The 16278-nt window shown below is 65.8% G+C and carries 15 protein-coding genes; 8 read left to right on the top strand and 7 right to left on the bottom strand.

Annotated features, from left to right (window positions below):
- Positions 1-76 precede the first annotated feature (76 nt).
- Entirely contained in the window at positions 77-823 is a 747-nt protein-coding gene (locus P24_RS09765; RefSeq protein ID WP_008944551.1) for a FadR/GntR family transcriptional regulator, read from the top strand.
- On the top strand, positions 820-1392 hold the full coding sequence (locus P24_RS09760) for a cysteine hydrolase family protein (RefSeq protein WP_008944550.1): 573 nt from the start codon (positions 820-822) through the stop codon (positions 1390-1392). The genes P24_RS09765 and P24_RS09760 overlap by 4 nt, the downstream gene beginning before the upstream one ends.
- A 22-nt stretch (positions 1393-1414) precedes the next feature.
- Here the strand turns inward: P24_RS09760 and P24_RS09755 are convergent, their stop codons facing one another.
- From P24_RS09755 to P24_RS09745, 3 genes are all read right to left on the bottom strand, one after another.
- Positions 1415-1972 (bottom strand): PAS domain-containing protein, encoded by a 558-nt coding sequence (locus tag P24_RS09755; protein WP_008944549.1) that lies wholly within the window; start codon positions 1970-1972, stop codon positions 1415-1417.
- Positions 1973-2099: 127 nt separating this feature from the next.
- Positions 2100-3461: an amidase gene (locus tag P24_RS09750; protein ID WP_008944548.1), complete on the bottom strand. Its 1362-nt coding sequence runs from the start codon at positions 3459-3461 to the stop codon at positions 2100-2102.
- 326 nt (positions 3462-3787) lie between these two features.
- Positions 3788-4633 carry an IclR family transcriptional regulator domain-containing protein gene (locus P24_RS09745; protein WP_008944547.1) on the bottom strand — a complete coding sequence of 282 codons (846 nt, stop codon included), beginning with the start codon at positions 4631-4633 and terminating at the stop codon, positions 3788-3790.
- A gap of 132 nt (positions 4634-4765) precedes the next feature.
- On the opposite strand from P24_RS09745, the gene P24_RS09740 reads away from it, so the two are divergent.
- Positions 4766-6049: a glycerate kinase type-2 family protein gene (locus P24_RS09740; protein WP_008944546.1), complete on the top strand. Its 1284-nt coding sequence runs from the start codon at positions 4766-4768 to the stop codon at positions 6047-6049.
- A 22-nt stretch (positions 6050-6071) separates the two neighbouring features.
- On the top strand, positions 6072-7490 hold the full coding sequence (pyk, locus tag P24_RS09735; RefSeq protein ID WP_008944545.1) for a pyruvate kinase: 1419 nt from the start codon (positions 6072-6074) through the stop codon (positions 7488-7490).
- A 203-nt stretch (positions 7491-7693) separates the two neighbouring features.
- Here pyk and P24_RS09730 read toward each other — a convergent pair whose 3' ends face one another.
- On the bottom strand, positions 7694-7996 hold the full coding sequence (locus P24_RS09730) for a DUF2312 domain-containing protein (RefSeq protein ID WP_008944544.1): 303 nt from the start codon (positions 7994-7996) through the stop codon (positions 7694-7696).
- A gap of 252 nt (positions 7997-8248) precedes the next feature.
- Here P24_RS09730 and P24_RS09725 point away from each other — a divergent pair, with 252 nt between their 5' ends.
- Positions 8249-8767 carry a hypothetical protein gene (locus P24_RS09725; RefSeq protein ID WP_008944543.1) on the top strand — a complete coding sequence of 173 codons (519 nt, stop codon included), beginning with the start codon at positions 8249-8251 and terminating at the stop codon, positions 8765-8767.
- A 76-nt stretch (positions 8768-8843) separates the two neighbouring features.
- On the opposite strand, the gene P24_RS09720 is transcribed toward P24_RS09725, so the two are convergent.
- The 3 genes from P24_RS09720 to tldD all read right to left on the bottom strand — a co-directional run bounded on the left by P24_RS09720 (position 8844) and on the right by tldD (position 11970).
- On the bottom strand, positions 8844-10001 hold the full coding sequence (locus P24_RS09720; RefSeq protein ID WP_008944542.1) for a succinylglutamate desuccinylase/aspartoacylase family protein: 1158 nt from the start codon (positions 9999-10001) through the stop codon (positions 8844-8846).
- A gap of 136 nt (positions 10002-10137) precedes the next feature.
- Positions 10138-10440: a DUF1244 domain-containing protein gene (locus P24_RS09715; RefSeq protein WP_008944541.1), complete on the bottom strand. Its 303-nt coding sequence runs from the start codon at positions 10438-10440 to the stop codon at positions 10138-10140.
- A 90-nt stretch (positions 10441-10530) separates the two neighbouring features.
- Positions 10531-11970 carry a metalloprotease TldD gene (tldD, locus tag P24_RS09710; protein WP_008944540.1) on the bottom strand — a complete coding sequence of 480 codons (1440 nt, stop codon included), beginning with the start codon at positions 11968-11970 and terminating at the stop codon, positions 10531-10533.
- A gap of 108 nt (positions 11971-12078) precedes the next feature.
- Between tldD and P24_RS09705 the strand changes: the two genes are divergently transcribed.
- From P24_RS09705 to ctaD, 3 genes are all read left to right on the top strand, one after another.
- Complete coding sequence (locus tag P24_RS09705) at positions 12079-13446, top strand: DUF3422 family protein (RefSeq protein WP_008944539.1); 1368 nt, start codon at positions 12079-12081, stop codon at positions 13444-13446.
- Positions 13447-13721: 275 nt separating this feature from the next.
- Positions 13722-14567, top strand: a complete 846-nt coding sequence (gene coxB / locus P24_RS09700) for a cytochrome c oxidase subunit II (protein WP_008944538.1) — start codon at positions 13722-13724, stop codon at positions 14565-14567.
- Between the two features lie 108 nt (positions 14568-14675).
- Complete coding sequence (ctaD, locus tag P24_RS09695; RefSeq protein WP_008944537.1) at positions 14676-16265, top strand: cytochrome c oxidase subunit I; 1590 nt, start codon at positions 14676-14678, stop codon at positions 16263-16265.
- Positions 16266-16278: the final 13 nt, after the last annotated feature.

The following is a 16278-nucleotide window of genomic DNA, read 5'->3' as shown; positions in this document are numbered from 1 at the left end:
AAACTGCCTTGACCTGTGTGTCAGGCTGGGGCTAGCTGTCTGAAAATCAGACCAGTGACAGCAGCCGATTCCGCTCATGCAGCCGTCCGACGAGCGCTTTCAGGAGCTTCCGCGCCAGCGCGTGGCTGACCGCATCGCGGCCGAGCTGCGGCGGCTGATCGCTGTCGGCGAGCTGGGGCCGGGCGAGCGGCTACCCGGCGAACGCCAGCTGGCCGAGATGATGAATGTCAGCCGCGTCTCGGTGCGCGCGGCCTTGCAGCAGCTGAAGGCGCAGGGGCTGGTCGATGCGGTGCAGGGCGGCGGCACCCGCGTCCTGTCTAGCGTGCGCCATCTCGACCTGCCGCTGACCGAGCTGGTGAAGGAGAATGTCACCAGCCTGCACGACCTGATGGAGATCCGCGGCGCGCTGGAGGTCTGGGCGGCCCGCCGCGCAGCGCTGCACGCGACGCCGGATCAGGTGGCCGAGCTGGCCTCGATCCTCGACTCGATGGCGGATTCCTGCCGGGTGCGTACCTACAAGGCCAGTGACGATCTGCGCTTCCATCTGGTGATCGCACGGGCCACCGCCAGCTGTGTCTATATGCACATGCTGGAGACGCTGCGCGATATCATGGTCGAGATGCTGGCCTTCCATCGCTATGAGCTGCTGGCCAGCGAGCGCGACGATCTGGCGCTGCTGGAGCAGCACCGCGCCATCTACGAGGCGGTCCGTGATCGTGATCCGGATCAGGCAGCCCGCGCCATGGAGGCGCATCTCGGCTGGATTCTCGGGCACTACGAGAAGGAACGGCGCCGCCGCGATATCGAGCAGGCAGCGGAGTGACCCCACTGCCGCCGACCGCCTGCCTGCTGCTGATTGACCTGCAACAGGCCATCGATGACCCGCGCTGGGCAGTAGCAGGACCGCGCAACAATCCCAGCGCCGAGGCGCATGTCGCCAGCCTGCTGGAGGGCTGGCGCCGTACGGGCCGGCCGGTCATCCATGTGCGCCACGATTCGGTCAACCCCGACTCAACCTACAGGCCGGGGCAGCCGGGCCATGACTTCAAGCCGGAAGCCAGGCCCGCACCGGGCGAGAAAATCGTCGGCAAGGAAACGAACAGCGCGTTCATCGGCACCGGGCTGGAAGATTATCTGCGTCAGGCCGGCATCGACATGCTGATCGTGGCGGGCGTCATCACCAACAATTCGGTGGAGGCAACGGTGCGTATGGCGGGCAACCTGTCCTTCGATACCTGGCTGGTTGGCGATGCCTGCTTCACCTTCGCGCGCCATGACTTGTCGGGGCGGCTCTGGCAGGCGGAGGAGGTGCATGCCCTGTCGCTTGCCAATCTGGATGGCGAATACTGCACCGTCACGGATACAGCAGCGATGCTGGCACGGCTGGGTTAAGCCGAGCCTCATTCAGACTGGTTCAGCACTGCAGCTTGCAGCCGCCGATGACGGCGTCATTCTCCACGACCATCTCCGAGGCATAGCGCCCGACATCCAGTTCCGACGGCACCTCGGTCGGCCGGCCGAACAGCGGCACCAGCCCGCCCAGCAGGATGTAGGGCCGGCCTGTCTCGTCCGTTACCGGCAGGATCATCCCCTCATAGGCACGGTAGCGCCGGTTGAAGGCGTGGTTGGTACGCACCACCACGAAGGGATCGCAATCGCGCAGGCAGCGCAGATGGCCGGCCTGCAGCCGCTCGAACAACAGCGGATTGCTTTCGCGGTGCGCCTGCTCGAAGGTGCGGCCCCGGAAGTCCGCGCCGGAAAAGTCGGTATAGGCGGTGCCGAACAACCGCCCGGTCAGCGTGGTGCCGTCCTTTTCCAGCTGCCACATATAGATGTGGCGCAGCAGCTGCGGAATGTCGGTCGGGTCGATCTCGTCGCGGCTTGGCGCAGGCTTTCCACCCAGGCGGGACGACCAGTAGTCGTATATGGCCCGGTTCTGCTCCGTGTAAATCACGTCGCGGAAGGCTGGCATTCTACCATCCTGACTGCTCCGACCAGAGCCCGGCCCGAAAGCCGGCCCGGTCGGAGCGTTCATTAACCTTTCATTAACTATGTTCCGATCGTGGCGCCGGAACAACCCTTTATCCACAAAAGGGAATTCACCCTTGCGTGAGGAAGCTGTCCATCAGCCACCGGGCATGGCCGGTGACCTTGGCATCCTCGTGCGGGAATCCGCCCAGCTGCACGCCCAGCGGCATGCCGTCGGCAGCCAGCAGCGGCAGGCTCCAGACCGGCGTGCCGGTCATCGATGTGGCGGCGTTCATGGCGGGACTGCCCGTGCTGTGCAGACCCTTCGGGGCCGGGCCGGGAGAGGACAGGGCAATGAAGCCGTCGGCCTTGGCTTTCAGGGCGGCATAGGCCTTGCGGACCTGATCGCGCCGTTCCAGCATCGCGCGGTAATCGTCCAGCGTCTGCTTATCGGCCTCGGCAAGGCGTTCCAGCATGGACTCGCTCAGCATGCCGGGGCCGCGCTCGCGATAGGCGCCCAGCGGCCAGCGCAGCTCGAACAGGCAGATCTGCAGCGTCAGCTCCAGCGCGTCGGCGGTCAGGGCTTCATAGGTCTCGACATCGGCATCCTCGGCACGGCTGATGATGGTGACGCCCTGGCGCTTCAGATGCTCGATGACGGTCTCGAAGGCGGCCTTGCTCTCGTCATCCACCGAGGGCCAAAGGACAGTCTCAAGGCGCACCAGCCGGGTCGGCTTCGTCGGTGCCATCGGCTCCAGCGCGCCATACAGGCCGGGATAGCCGACATCGCCGCCAGCCAGGTTGGCGATCTGCCAGCAGGTCGCCCAGGCATCCTCGATGGAGCCGGCATGGATACCGATATGGCTCTGGCTGAGCGAGGAATGGCCGCCGCCGCGGTTCAGCGCGCCATAGGTCGGCTTGATCGCCACATTGCCGCAATAGCCGGCCGGACGGATGACAGAGCCGGCGACCTGGCTGCCGATGGCGGCGGGCACCATGCCGGCGCCGATGGCCGCCGCCGAGCCGGAGGAGGAGCCGCCCGGCGTGCGGCCCGGATCGAACGGGTTGCGGGTCTTGCCGGGGAAGGAGAAGCCCAGCTCCGTCGTCACCAGCTTGCCCAGCACCACCGCACCGGCCTTGCGCAGCCCATGCACATGCGCGGCGTCGCGGCCGGATTCCCAGCCGGCCCAGACCGGGCTGCCCATCTGCGTCGGCATGTCCTTAGTCTCGAACAGGTCCTTGATGCCGATGGGCATGCCATCGATGTTGGACAGCGGCCTGCCCTCGGCATAGCGCCTGGTGGCCTCGTCGGCGGCGGCGCGGGCACCGTCGATGTTCATCACGACGAAGGCCTGCACTTCCGGCTCGCGGGTCTCGATCACGTCGAGGCAGCGCTCCAGATAGGCGCGCGGCGTGTCCCGCCCGTCCAGGAAGCGCGGCACCGAATCATGAAAGGTCAGCAGTTTCTGCGTGCGCGGATCGTAGGTCGCCATTGGAGCCTCCCGGTTGTCATTTATCCTGACATCTTAGGGGCGATATCGGCAAATGCCAGCGCAAATGGGGGCGACCTTATTCCTCATCCCTCGTCATGGTCGGACCACCTTTGGACTTGATCCGAGGCGCCGACCATCAACAGGCGGTTCCCTTCCCTCCTGTCGTCATTCCCGGGCTTGTCCCGGGAATCCAGGGTTCAGCTTACACGGGCGGGTATCCAGCGGGTGGAAGCCTGGACCCCCGCAACAAGTGCGGGGGTGACGGCCGGAGTTGAAAGAACGAATGATAGCTAGGTGAGGGGGAGATGGACTATCCGCCCACCCATTCACTCCGCCGGCAGATGGCCGCCGACGGCGCCGGTCACTGCCTGCGCGGTGCGCGCCACCATTTCGCCCAGCAGCTTCAGCCGGGCATCGGTCAGGCGGGCGCTGGGGCCGGACAGCGAGATGGCGGCCATCGGCTCGCCATACTCGTCATGGATCGGGGCGGCGACACAGCGCAGCCCGGCGGCATATTCCTCGTCATCGATGGCATAGCCGCGCTGGCGCGACAGCGCCATGTCGCGTTCCATCGCCTCGTGCGTCGCCAGGGTCTTGTCGGTGAAGCGCTGGATGTGATTGCCGATCAGCGTGCGGGTGGTCTGCGCCGGCAGCGCCGAGAGCAGCGCCTTGCCGAGGCCGGAGCAATGCAGCGGCGAGCGTCCGCCCGGCCGGGCAAGCACGCGCATCACCTCGCGGCATTCGACCTGGGCGAGGAACACGACCTCGCGCCCGTCGAGCACGCCGAGATTGACCGATTCGCCGGATTCCTCCATCAGCCGCCGCATGAAGGGGCGGGCGATCTCCACCACATCGCGGGAGCGCAGGAAGGCGTTGCCGACAGTGAAGGCCTGCACGCCGACATTCCACAGCGCGCGCTGATGGTCATGCTGCACGAAGCCCATCTGTTCCAGGCTCTTCAGCAACCTGTGCGCGGTCGAGGGTGGCAGGCCGGCGCGATGCGCAAGCTCGCTGAGCGAGGCGCCGCCATCGCTGCCGGCAATTTCCGTCAGCAGCGTCAGGGCGCGGGTCAGCGACTGCACCTGGCCGCCGTCGCGCGTAGCATTGCCGGAGGCCGGACGGCCGCGCCGCCGGGCTTGGGGTTCGTCCTCGCCGCCGCTGGCAAGCGTCAAGTGACTCGCGCGGCCAATCCGGTCCGCTCTGTCTTGCGCCATCTGTTCGCTGTGCCTCGCACGAGGGATGTTTCGTTTGTGGGCAGGACTGTAGCATACTTTACGCAACGATAAGAAAGGTCCGCCGTTTTCATGTCTCTTCCCGCCGATTTCGATTCCCGCGCCTTCCTGCTCTCGCTGTTCGAGGTTGCGCGCAAGGCGGCTGATCCCGCTGCCTGCGTGCCAGCCCACCTGCCGCCGAAACCGAAAGGCCGCACCATCGTCGTCGGCGCCGGCAAGGCAGCCGCCGCCATGGCGCGCGCGGTCGAGCTGAACTGGGAAGGCGATTTGGAGGGGCTGGTCGTCACCCGCTACGGACATGCCGTGCCGTGCGAGCGCATCGAAGTGGTGGAGGCCAGCCATCCGGTGCCCGATGCCGCCGGCGAGGCGGCGGCGCGCCGCATGCTGACGCTGGTGCAGGGGCTGGGGCCGGACGATCTGGTGCTGTGCCTGATGTCTGGCGGCGCCTCGGCGCTGCTGTCGCTGCCGGCGGACGGGCTGACGCTGGCCGACAAGCAGGCGGTCACCGGCGCGCTGCTGAAATCCGGGGCGACCATCGGCGAGATGAACTGCCTGCGCAAGCACCTGTCCGCAATAAAGGGCGGGCGGCTGGCGGTCGCCGCGCATCCGGCGCGGGTGGTGACGCTGGCGATCTCCGACGTGCCGGGCGACGATCCGGCGGTGATCGGCTCCGGGCCCACCGTGCCCGACCCAACCAGCTTCGCCGATGCGCTGGCCGTGCTGGCGAAATATGGCATCGAACCGCCGGAGGCGGTACGCAGGCATCTTGAAGCAGGGGTGGAGGAAAGCGCCAAGCCGGGCGATCCGCGCCTGGCGAATGCCGAGCTGGTGATGGTCGCCCGTCCGCAGGCCTCGCTGGAGGCGGCGGCGGACCTCGCCCGCAAGGCCGGCATCACGCCAGTCATTCTGGGCGATGCCATTGAAGGCGAGGCGCGCGAGGTTGCAACTGTCATGGCTGGCATTGCATTCCAGGTGGCGCGGCACGGCCAGCCGGCGCCCGCTCCCTGCGTCCTGCTGTCGGGGGGCGAGACCACGGTGACGGTGCGCGGCAAGGGCCGCGGCGGGCGCAATGTGGAATTCCTGCTGGGCCTTGCCGTGGCTCTGGGTGGGCATCCGCGCATCTGGGCGGTTGCCGGCGATACCGACGGCATTGACGGCACGGAGGATAATGCCGGTGCGGTGCTGACGCCGGACAGCATCGCCCGGGCCGCGGCGAAGGGGGTATCGGCGAAACAGCGTCTGGCCGACAATGACGGCTATGGCTTCTTCGGGGCGCTGGGCGATCTGGTCATGACCGGGCCGACGCTGACCAATGTGAATGATTTCCGGGCCATCCTGGTGATGCCCGATGCCTGATGAGATGAACGGACGAGAGGGAATGACCATGCGACGTCAGCGCTGCGCCAAGATCGTCGCCACGCTTGGGCCGGCTTCCTCGACGGCGGAGCAGATCCGGGCGCTGTTCGCCGCCGGGGCGGATGTGTTCCGGCTGAATTTCAGCCATGGCGAGCATGCCGACCATGCCGAGCGCGTGAAGATTTTGCGCGCGCTGGAGCAGGAAACCGGGCGGCCCATCGCCATCATGATGGATCTGCAGGGGCCGAAGCTGCGCATCGGCACCTTCCAGAATGGCCGCATCGAGCTGCATGCGGGCCGGCACTTCAACCTCGACCTCGACAAGGCGCCGGGCGACGACAAGCGGGTCTGCCTGCCGCACCCGGAAATCTTCAAGGCGCTGCATCCCGGTGATGCGCTGCTCCTGGATGACGGCAAGATCCGGCTGAAGGTGCTGTCCTGCGATGCGAAGTCGGCGGAGACGGAGGTGATCTCCGGCGGCCCGCTGTCCGACCGCAAGGGCGTCAATGTGCCGAACGCGTTGCTCGACCTGTCGCCGCTGACCGACAAGGACCGGCGTGACCTGCAGTTCGGCCTCGACCAGGGGGTGGACTGGGTGGCGCTGTCCTTCGTGCAGCGGCCGGAGGATATCGCCGAGGCGCGCAAGCTGATCGCCGGACGGGCCACCATCATCGCCAAGCTGGAGAAGCCCTCGGCGATCAAGCATCTGGATGCCATCATCGAACAGACCGACGCTGTCATGGTGGCGCGCGGCGACCTCGGCGTCGAAATGGCGCCGGAGGATGTGCCGCCGATGCAGAAGCGTATCGTCCGCGCCTGCCGCATGGCCGGCAAGCCGGTGATCGTCGCCACCCAGATGCTGGAATCGATGATCACCGCGCCGGCCCCGACCCGCGCCGAGGTGTCCGACGTGGCCACGGCGGTCTATGACGGCGCCGATGCGGTCATGCTGTCGGCGGAATCGGCGGCGGGCCAGTATCCGGTCGACTCGGTGGCGATGATGAACCGCATCATCGCGCGGGTGGAGCGCGACGACCTCTACCGCACCATCCTCGATGCTGTGCATGGCACGCCGGACGCAACCAGCCCGGACGCAATCACCGCTGCCGCGCGCAGCGTGGCGGAGACCATCGGTGCGGCGGCCATCGTGACCTACACCACTTCCGGTTCGACGACGCTGAGGGCGTCGCGCGAGCGGCCGCCGGTACCGATCCTGTGCCTGACCGCCAGCCAGGCGACGGCGCGGCGGCTGGTGCTTGCCTGGGGCGTGCATCCGGTGCCGATGCGCGACGTGCGCAGCTTCTCCGACATGGTGCAGAGCGCCCAGGCCGTGACCCTGCGCGAGGGCTTCGCGCACAAGGACGACAAGATCGTGATTACCGCCGGTGTTCCCTTCGGCACGCCGGGCGCCACCAACGTGCTGCGCATCGCCCGGGTGTGAGGGTTTCTTGGGTTTGCCCTATGCTTCGAGACGCCGGCCCCAAGGGACTTGGTGCCGGCTCCTCAGCATGAGGTCACGAGGAGGCACTGTCTGTATTCCCATTCTCCCCTCGTCCTGAGGAGCCTGCGTCAGCAGGCGTCTCGAAGGACATGGGCCGGAATACGATTTGCCTCCTATGCGCAGTAGAAACCTGAAAGCCCGCCTTATTCCGCGGCCTGGTCCTGGCCGTCGCCCATGTCGCCGGCTTCCGCAGCACTTCCGGGCGCCATGCCGAGCGCCTGCAGATAGAGGTCGAGCAGCGTCTCCTGCTCCTGCCGGTCCTCGCGGTCCAGCTTCCGCAGCTTCAGCACCTGGCGCATGATCTTGGTGTCGAAGCCCACACCCTTGGCTTCGGCGAAAATCTCGCGAATATCGGCGGCCAGTGCCGCCTTCTCCTCCTCCAGCCGCTCGATGCGCTCGATAAAGGAACGCAGGCGCTCGCCCGCGATGCCGCCGACGTCAGGCATGGATCATCCTCTGCATTAAGGGGTGTCGTGCTGTCCGCGACGATAGCCGGAAGCCCCCCATGGCCGCAAGCGGACTATGCCTGGCGATGCTGCTCAAGAGCTGTCAGAAGAGATTGTATAAAGATTTAAGGAAAATACTGAAGACTTTCCGACAGTGATTTGATTGCAAAAAATATTCAGTTTCGTTAACGTTTTGTATACGAAGTGCAGCCTTAACTGTTATTAAGGTTAATACCTTGGGGAGTAACGCCAATGTTTTCCGCATCGAAGAAGTCGGATCCGGAGGCCGAACGTCGCCTGATAGAGGCCCTGAAGGCCCGCTGCGACGCACAGATACATCAGCTGGCAGGAATGGCGGAAAAGGCCGAGACTACCTCGGCCGAACGCGCCGCCCAGCGTCTGGTCGAACTGGCCAAGAATCCGAAGCTGCCCGGCGATTACCGTAAGTACGCGATGGAAGAAGCGCAGAAGCTGGAATGCGCGGCCAACATCAAGGCGACCGACATGGCGGTGCATCGCGCCATGGCGGCTGCGCTGGCCGACGACAAGGAGGCCCGCGACAAGGAAGTCGCGAAAATCCGACAGTTCATGCAGAAGGCGATCAGCCTGCGCGCGCCGGCCGATTTCCGTGTCGGCACGGAGAAGTCGCTGGAGAATATCCTGCTGTCGGGCGGCGTGAAGCATACCGGCCCGACCAAGGCAAAGCCGCTGGATACCGCGCCCAAGAACGAAAAGCATGCCAAGGACGGCCTGCCGGCGATGGTGCGCTGAGCCGGATAAGCGGTAGGGGAAAAGCAAGGGGCGCCGGTTGGCGCCCCTTTTTGTTGCCGTTTGTGCCGGTGGCCGCTCAGTCGTCAAGTGCGGGGCGGTTCATCCGGTGCGCCAGCGGCTTGTCGGAGGCGATACGGAAGATCACCATGCCGGGCCGGGCGATGCGTTCCGGCCGGCGGCCGAACAGGATGCCGTCGGCCAGGCTCTGCACCGGCACGCGCGCCTTGGTCTGATCCTCGGCATAGGGGTCGATGATGTCGCACACCACCTCGCCCTTCTTCACCATGTCGCCCGGCGCCTTGTGGTAGGTCAGCACGCCGGTGACCGGGGCGTAGCCCACTTCCATAGCCGAGACGGGCACGGCCTCGCACAGCGGCTTCGGCAGCGGACCGGGATCGCCGGCAATGGCGCCATAGCGCTGCAGCACTTTGAACAGGTTTTCCGCGTCCGGCTTGCCGAAGCCATCGGTCACATCGACCCGGCCGCGATATTCCACGGTGGCGGAGATACAGGCCTGCGGAACTGGCTTGGCCTCGTCCTGGATCAGCCCGCGCAGGTCGGACCACAGACCGCCGATACCCTGCGAGAAGGCGCGCGCGCCGCCGCTGGCATGGCGGCTGACCAGCGTTGCCATGCTGCCGATCTGGGCTGAAAGCTCGGCGCCGCCCTCGTCATAGCTGTCCTGATGCATGAACAGGTGCATCGTCGCCTCGCCGGCGCAGTGCAGGTCGAGGCAGATGTCGGAATCGATCGCCAGGCGCTGCAGCGTGAACTTCAGCGATTCGTTCTCGTTGCGCGGCTGCTGCGCGGTCAGCCAGGCGACGGCGGCCTTGCGCACGATCTCCACATTCTTCGTGGCGTCGTTGGTCAGCTTCGGCTTCACCTCCTCGGCGATGCCCTCGGCGACCGGCAGGAAGTTGCGGTTGAAATTCTCGCGGCTGACCAGGTCGAAACGGCCAAGGTGATAGCCGGCGATGTTCTGCGCCAGGCCAACCGGGTTGGCGACCGGCACGACGACGATTTCGCCCTTGATCTGGCCCTTGGCGTCAGCCTCTTCCAGCATCGGGCGCAGATAGTGCAGCGCCATCATCGCCGGCAGCTCGTCGGCATGGATCGCCGCCTGCAGATAGACCTTCGGGCGCGCGCCGGGCGTGCCGAAACGGTGCACGGCGATATGGCGCTCCGTACCGGGGGACGGGCTGACGAGGGTGATTTTTTCGACCGAGCGGGGCATCGGCTGGGCCTCTCCTGTTGGTAAGTGATGGCGGCGTTACGCCAAATTCCTTACCACGCGGGAAAGTCGCCAGCCATGCGTTCTGCTCAAGGCGGATAGAGAGCGCCGCCTTTCGGTGCGCCAATCAGTGCGCCCATTAGTGAGAGTGAATCTTTTCGAACATCGCCTTCTGTTCGGCATTCGCCTCGGACTGGTACTTCGCCTTCCAGTCCTCGTAGGGCATGCCATAGACCTTCTCGCGGGCCTCGTCATAGCTGACATCCAGCCCCTTGTCCTTGGCGGCGGCGGCATACCATTTCGACAGGCAGTTGCGGCAGAAGCCGGCCAGGTTCATCAGGTCGATATTCTGCACGTCGGTGCGGGTCTGCAGATGATCGACCAGCGTGCGGAAAGCGGCGGCTTCAAGCTCGGTGCGGGTCTTCTCGTCGATCTGGCTCATGGCTTTCCTCCTGTATCGGTGGAATAGGCTACCCCCTATGTCGGGTCTGGGGGCTGGCCTGTAAAGGGTGTGTTGGGATGCCGAACGGCGTCAGGCGGCCTGGGTGCCGCCGACGGTAATGCCGCGCATCTTCACGGTCGGCTGGCCGACACCCACCGGCACGCCCTGGCCGTCCTTGCCGCAGGTGCCGATGCCGTCATCCAGCTTCAGATCGTTGCCGATCATGGAGACCTGGGTCATCGCCTTCGGGCCGTTGCCGATCAGCGTCGCGCCCTTCACCGCCGGGCCGATCTTGCCATCCTCGATGAGGTAGGCCTCGGAGGCGGAGAACACGAACTTGCCCGAAGTGATATCGACCTGCCCGCCGCCGAAATTCACGGCATAGAGGCCGCGCCCCTTCACCGAGGCGATGATCTCCTGCGGGTCGTGCTGGCCGCCCAGCATCAGCGTGTTGGTCATGCGCGGCATCGGATGATGCGCGAAGCTCTGGCGCCGGCCATTGCCGGTCGGCTTCATGCCCATCAGGCGGGCATTCTGCCGGTCCTGCATGTAGCCGACCAGGATGCCGTCCTCGATCAGCACGGTGCGCTGCGAGGGCGTGCCCTCGTCATCGACGGTGAGCGAGCCGCGCCGGTCCTCCATCGTGCCGTCATCGACCACGGTGACGCCCTTCGAGGCCACCTGCTGGCCGATCTTGCCGGAGAAGGCGGAGGTCTGCTTGCGGTTGAAGTCGCCCTCCAGCCCGTGGCCGACCGCCTCATGCAGCATCACGCCGGGCCAGCCCGGGCCGAGCACCACTTCCATCTCGCCGGCGGGGGCGGGGATGGAGCCCAGATTCACGACGGCCTGGCGCAGCGCCTCATCCACCTGCGCCTGCCAGGTGCGCGGGTCGAGATAGAGGTCATAGCCGGTGCGCCCGCCGGCGCCGCTGCTGCCGCTTTCCATGCGGTCGCCCTCGGCGACGACGATCTGCACATTCAGGCGCACCAGCGGGCGGATGTCGGCGACGCGCATCCCGTCCGGGCGGATGATCTGCACCGCCTTCCAGCTGCCCGCCACCGAGGCCGAGACCTGGCGCACGCGCGGGTCCTTCGCCCTTGCATAGGCGTCGATGTCCTGCAGCAGCTTCACCTTGGTCTCGAACGGCACGGCGGAGAGCGGGTTGGCATCGGTATAGAGCTGCCGGTTGGTGCCGATCGGCCCCTCGGCCAGCGTGCCGCCATGGCCGGCCTTAACCGCCTGCACGGTGGTGACCGCGCGGCGGATCGCCTCCTCCGACAGGTCGGCGGCATGGGCATAGCCCGCGGCATCGCCGATCACCGAGCGCAGGCCGAAACCCTGCGCGGTGTCGAAGCTGGCCGCCTTCAGCCTTCCATCGTCGAAGCCCAGGCTCTCCGACTGGCTGTATTCGAGGTAGAGTTCCCCGTCATCGGCGCCCGACAGCGCCTCGCCGACCAGCCGCTCGATGCGGCTGCGGTCGAGGCCCGCGCGGGTGAAGAACAGCTCGTCGGTCTGCGCGAGAACGGTCATGTCCTATCCTTGTGGTTGCGGCATGCAATGCTATCGACAAGGATATAGGCAGGATTGCCCGGCGCAACCAGCACCGGCATGGCATTAGGGGATGGGAGGCGCGCCGGCATGGTGGAAAAGCCAAGGTCAGGAGAGGGGGCCGCCGAGTCTGCTGTACCACCCCTGGGCCGCCTGCCGGACGAGCATCCGCTGCGCCATGCGCTGAATGACGAGGTACATGCAAGGCCGTTCGAGCCGATGGTGGCGCCGGCCCGCATATCGCATCTGGCGGTGCTGACGGGCGAGCAGACGGCAAGGCAGGAGCGTGCGCATCTGGCACGGCTGTGCGCGCATTTTCAGGTGCCGCCGCCGCCCGACGATGCGACCCAGATCATCATCGACATGGGCGGCTTCCTGCTGCGCTGGGAGCGGCATACCGAATTCTCGACCTATGGCTTCATCCTGGAAGGCAAGTTCGAGGAAGCCTTCGCCGATCCGGTGATCCGCCGCGTGCCGCCGGACTGGCTGGAGGCCATCCCCGGCCAGATGATCGTGGCCATCCATGTCGCAGTGGAGGCGCGCGGCGGCCCCCGCCATGGCGCGTCGGAAGCGGCGGCGCTGCTGGGCGGCAATGCGCCGGCCGGCAGCCTGATGAGCAGCGGTGCCGCGGCTGCCTGGACCGACTTCACCATCGGGCCGGACGGGTTCAGTCGCATCCTGGTGCAGGATTACGAGATGGGGCCGCGCCGCACCGGCCGGCTGGTGCGGCGGCTGCTGGAGCTGGAAACCTACCGCATGATGGCGCTGCTGGCATTCCCGCTGGCGCGCGATGCCGGCCCGGCGCTGACCAAGGTCGGCGAGGAGATATCGAACATCACCACGGCGCTGGCCACCGGGCAGGACAGCCGCGACGACCGCGCTCTGCTGGACGAGCTGACCCGCCTGGCGGCGGAGGTGGAGCGCATCGGCGCCCGCGTCGCCTACCGGCTGGGGGCGGCCAAGGCCTATACGGCGCTGGTGGCGCAACGCACTGAGGAGCTGCGTGAATCGCGCCTTGAAGGAATGCAGACCCTGGGCGAGTTCATGAACCGGCGGTTCCTGCCGGCGATGCGCACCTGCACCTCGGTGCAGCAGCGGCTCGATGCGCTGGCGGCGCGGGTGGCGCGCACCAGCGAATTGCTGCGCACACGTGTCGATGTGCAGCTGGAAGCGCAGAACCGCGATCTGCTGCGCTCGATGAACCGGCGCGCCATGATCCAGCTGCGCCTGCAGGAGACGGTGGAGGGGCTGTCGGTCGTCGCCATCTGCTATTACGCGGCAGGGCTGCTGGGCTATGCCGCGAAGGGGCTGAAGGACACGCCCTTGGGCGCGGGGCTGCCGCTCTCGCCCGAGGTCGTTGTCGGGGCAGCGATTCCGGTCATTTTCCTGCTGGTGTGGTTCGGCGTGCGGCGCATGCGCCGACGGCTGACGCGCGATCTGGAAAAAGAAGACGCCTGAGGATAGGGGACAGGAAAAACCGGGCCTCGACAAGGGTCAAACTGATGGCAAAAAAGCGGCAGGATGCGACATCTGGTCACAATTCGCGCTTGCCCGATCCGAATAAGATGGATAGACAGCCAACGTGCGCAGCGCAGCGGTAATTCCGTTGGCGACGTGCCGCAACGGTTCGGGCCAGGTTTCGCCTCATTGCCCTGAATGGGCAGGCGAAGCCTTTCGTCCATGCCGCGCCTTCCGGGGGGCGGACGGATTTTGTGTCTAGGGATTAGGGTAGGATGCCGAGCAATAGGAAGCGTATCGCCACCGTGTTCTTCGGGATTCTCCTCGCCGCGCTGGCGGGAGTGGGGCTAACGACGGGCGCCTGGGCGGCAGAGCCGCAGCCCTGGCAGCTCGGCATGCAGACGCCGGTCTCGCCGGGCAAGGAAAGCCTGCATTCGCTGCACGACATTTTGTTGTGGATCATCACGGCCATCACGCTGTTCGTGCTGGCGCTGCTGATCTATGTGATCGTCCGGTTCCGGGCCTCGGCCAACCCGAACCCGTCGCGGACCTCGCACAACACGCTGATCGAGGTGCTGTGGACGGTCATCCCGGTGATCATCCTGGTGGTGATCGCGGTGCCGTCCTTCCGGCTGCTCTATTATCTCGACCGTACCGAAGAAGCCGACATGACCATCAAGGTCACCGGCCATCAGTGGTACTGGAACTACGCCTATCCGGATCATGGCGATTTCGCCTTCGACAGCTACATGATCGCCGAAGAGGATCTGAAGCCGGGGCAGAAGCGCCTGCTGGAAGTGGACAATGCGCTGGTCGTTCCGGCCGGCAAGAACATCCGCGTGCTGGTTGCCGGCGCTGACGTGATGCACAGCTGGCTGGTGCCGGCCATCGGGGTGCAGCTCTACACCATCCCGGGCCGCATCAACGAGACCTGGTTCCGCATCGACAAGCCGGGCACCTATTACGGCCAGTGCAACCAGATCTGCGGCGTGAACCATGCCTACATGCCGGTTAAGGTCGAGGCTGTCAGCGAGGCCGAGTTCGAGGCCTGGGTGAAGCAGGCGCAGGACAAGTTCGCGGATAATGGCGACCGCAAGGTCGCGGCAGTGGCCGCGCAGTAATTCGGGAGTGGGGCGGCGCAGGCGCGCCGCCCTCGCAACGAGGACGAGACTGAGGGTTTCTCCGCCCAGGCTGGCGGGACGCCTTTGAAAGCAAGGAAAGGTTGATCCATGGCGCAGGCATCGGCAGCGCACGACCATCACGATCATCATCCCAGCGGCTGGCGGCGGTACGTCTATTCGACGAACCACAAGGACATCGGCACGATGTACCTGATCTTCGCCATCGTTGCCGGCATCATTGGCGGCCTGTTCTCGCTCTATATGCGTATGGAGCTGCAGGATCCGGGCGTCCAGTACATGTCGGGCGGCCAGGAGTGGAACGTCATCATCACGGCGCACGGCCTGATCATGGTGTTCTTCATGGTCATGCCGGCGCTGATCGGCGGCTTTGGCAACTGGTTCGTGCCGCTGATGATCGGCGCGCCGGACATGGCCTTCCCGCGCATGAACAACATCAGCTTCTGGCTGCTGATCCCGGCCTTCGCCCTGCTGCTGCTGGCGGCCTTTGTGGATGGCGGCGCCGGCGTGGGCTGGACCATCTATCCGCCGCTGTCGGGCCCGAACGGGCATCCGGGCATGGCGGTCGATTTCGCCATCCTGTCGCTGCATGTGGCCGGCGTGTCCTCGATCCTGGGCGCGGTCAACTTCATCACCACCATCTTCAACATGCGCGCGCCGGGCATGACCCTGCACAAGATGCCGCTGTTCGTGTGGGCGATGCTGATCACCGCCTTCCTGCTGGTGCTGTCGCTGCCGGTCCTGGCCGGTGCCATCACCATGCTGCTGACCGACCGTAACTTCGGCACCAGCTTCTTCGATCCGGCCGGCGGCGGCGACCCGATCCTGTTCCTGCACCTCTTCTGGTTCTTCGGCCATCCCGAGGTGTACATCATGATCCTGCCGGCCTTCGGCATCATCAGCCACATTGTCTCGACCTTCTCGCGCAAGCCGGTGTTCGGCTATCTCGGGATGGCCTACGCGATGGTGTCGATCGGCTTCGTCGGCTTCATCGTCTGGGCGCACCACATGTACACGGTGGGCCTCGACGTCGACACGCGCGCCTACTTCACGGCGGCGACCATGGTCATCGCGGTGCCGACCGGCATCAAGATCTTCTCCTGGATCGCCACCATGTGGGGCGGCTCGATCAAGTTCGACACCCCGATGCTGTGGGCCGTCGGCTTCATCTTCCTGTTCACCGTCGGTGGCGTGACCGGTGTGGTGCTGGCCAATGCCGGCGTGGATGTGGCGCTGCACAACACCTACTACGTGATCGCCCACTTCCATTACGTGCTGTCGCTGGGTGCCGTGTTCGCGATCTTCGCCGGCTTCTACTACTGGATCGGCAAGATGAGCGGCCGCCAGTATCCGGAGACGCTGGGCAAGATCCATTTCTGGATGACCTTCATCGGCGTGAACCTGACCTTCTTCCCGATGCACTTCCTGGGTCTGGCCGGCATGCCGCGCCGTATCCCGGACTATCCGGATGCGTTCCACGGCTGGAACTACGTCTCCTCCATCGGGTCGTACATCTCCATCGCCGCTATGTTCTTCTTCCTGTTCGTCTGCTACCGGACCTTCACCTCGGGGGCCAAGGTGCCGGCGAACCAGTGGGGCGAGGGCGCCGATACGCTGGAATGGACGGTGTCTTCTCCGCCGCCCTTCCACACCTTCGAGGAAATCCCCCAGGTCAAGTGACCTGGGGACTCCC

The organism is Oceanibaculum indicum P24, assembly GCF_000299935.1.
GTDB lineage: Bacteria > Pseudomonadota > Alphaproteobacteria > Oceanibaculales > Oceanibaculaceae > Oceanibaculum > Oceanibaculum indicum.
Note: the sequence above shows the minus strand (reverse complement) of the source record. Positions and strands in the feature narration are given on the sequence as shown.

Bases quoted from the DNA above. Each gene is read 5' to 3' on its own strand.
- P24_RS09755 (WP_008944549.1), bottom strand. From the start codon at position 1,972: ATGCCAGCCTTCCGCGACGTGATTTACACGGAGCAGAACCGGGCCATA.
- P24_RS09725 (WP_008944543.1), top strand. From the start codon at position 8,249: ATGTTTTCCGCATCGAAGAAGTCGGATCCGGAGGCCGAACGTCGCCTG.
- P24_RS09720 (WP_008944542.1), bottom strand. From the start codon at position 10,001: ATGCCCCGCTCGGTCGAAAAAATCACCCTCGTCAGCCCGTCCCCCGGT.
- P24_RS09730 (WP_008944544.1), bottom strand. From the start codon at position 7,996: ATGCCTGACGTCGGCGGCATCGCGGGCGAGCGCCTGCGTTCCTTTATC.
- pyk (WP_008944545.1), top strand. From the start codon at position 6,072: ATGACCATGCGACGTCAGCGCTGCGCCAAGATCGTCGCCACGCTTGGG.
- P24_RS09750 (WP_008944548.1), bottom strand. From the start codon at position 3,461: ATGGCGACCTACGATCCGCGCACGCAGAAACTGCTGACCTTTCATGAT.
- P24_RS09740 (WP_008944546.1), top strand. From the start codon at position 4,766: ATGTCTCTTCCCGCCGATTTCGATTCCCGCGCCTTCCTGCTCTCGCTG.
- P24_RS09705 (WP_008944539.1), top strand. From the start codon at position 12,079: ATGGTGGAAAAGCCAAGGTCAGGAGAGGGGGCCGCCGAGTCTGCTGTA.
- ctaD (WP_008944537.1), top strand. From the start codon at position 14,676: ATGGCGCAGGCATCGGCAGCGCACGACCATCACGATCATCATCCCAGC.
- P24_RS09765 (WP_008944551.1), top strand. From the start codon at position 77: ATGCAGCCGTCCGACGAGCGCTTTCAGGAGCTTCCGCGCCAGCGCGTG.
- coxB (WP_008944538.1), top strand. From the start codon at position 13,722: ATGCCGAGCAATAGGAAGCGTATCGCCACCGTGTTCTTCGGGATTCTC.
- tldD (WP_008944540.1), bottom strand. From the start codon at position 11,970: ATGACCGTTCTCGCGCAGACCGACGAGCTGTTCTTCACCCGCGCGGGC.
- P24_RS09715 (WP_008944541.1), bottom strand. From the start codon at position 10,440: ATGAGCCAGATCGACGAGAAGACCCGCACCGAGCTTGAAGCCGCCGCT.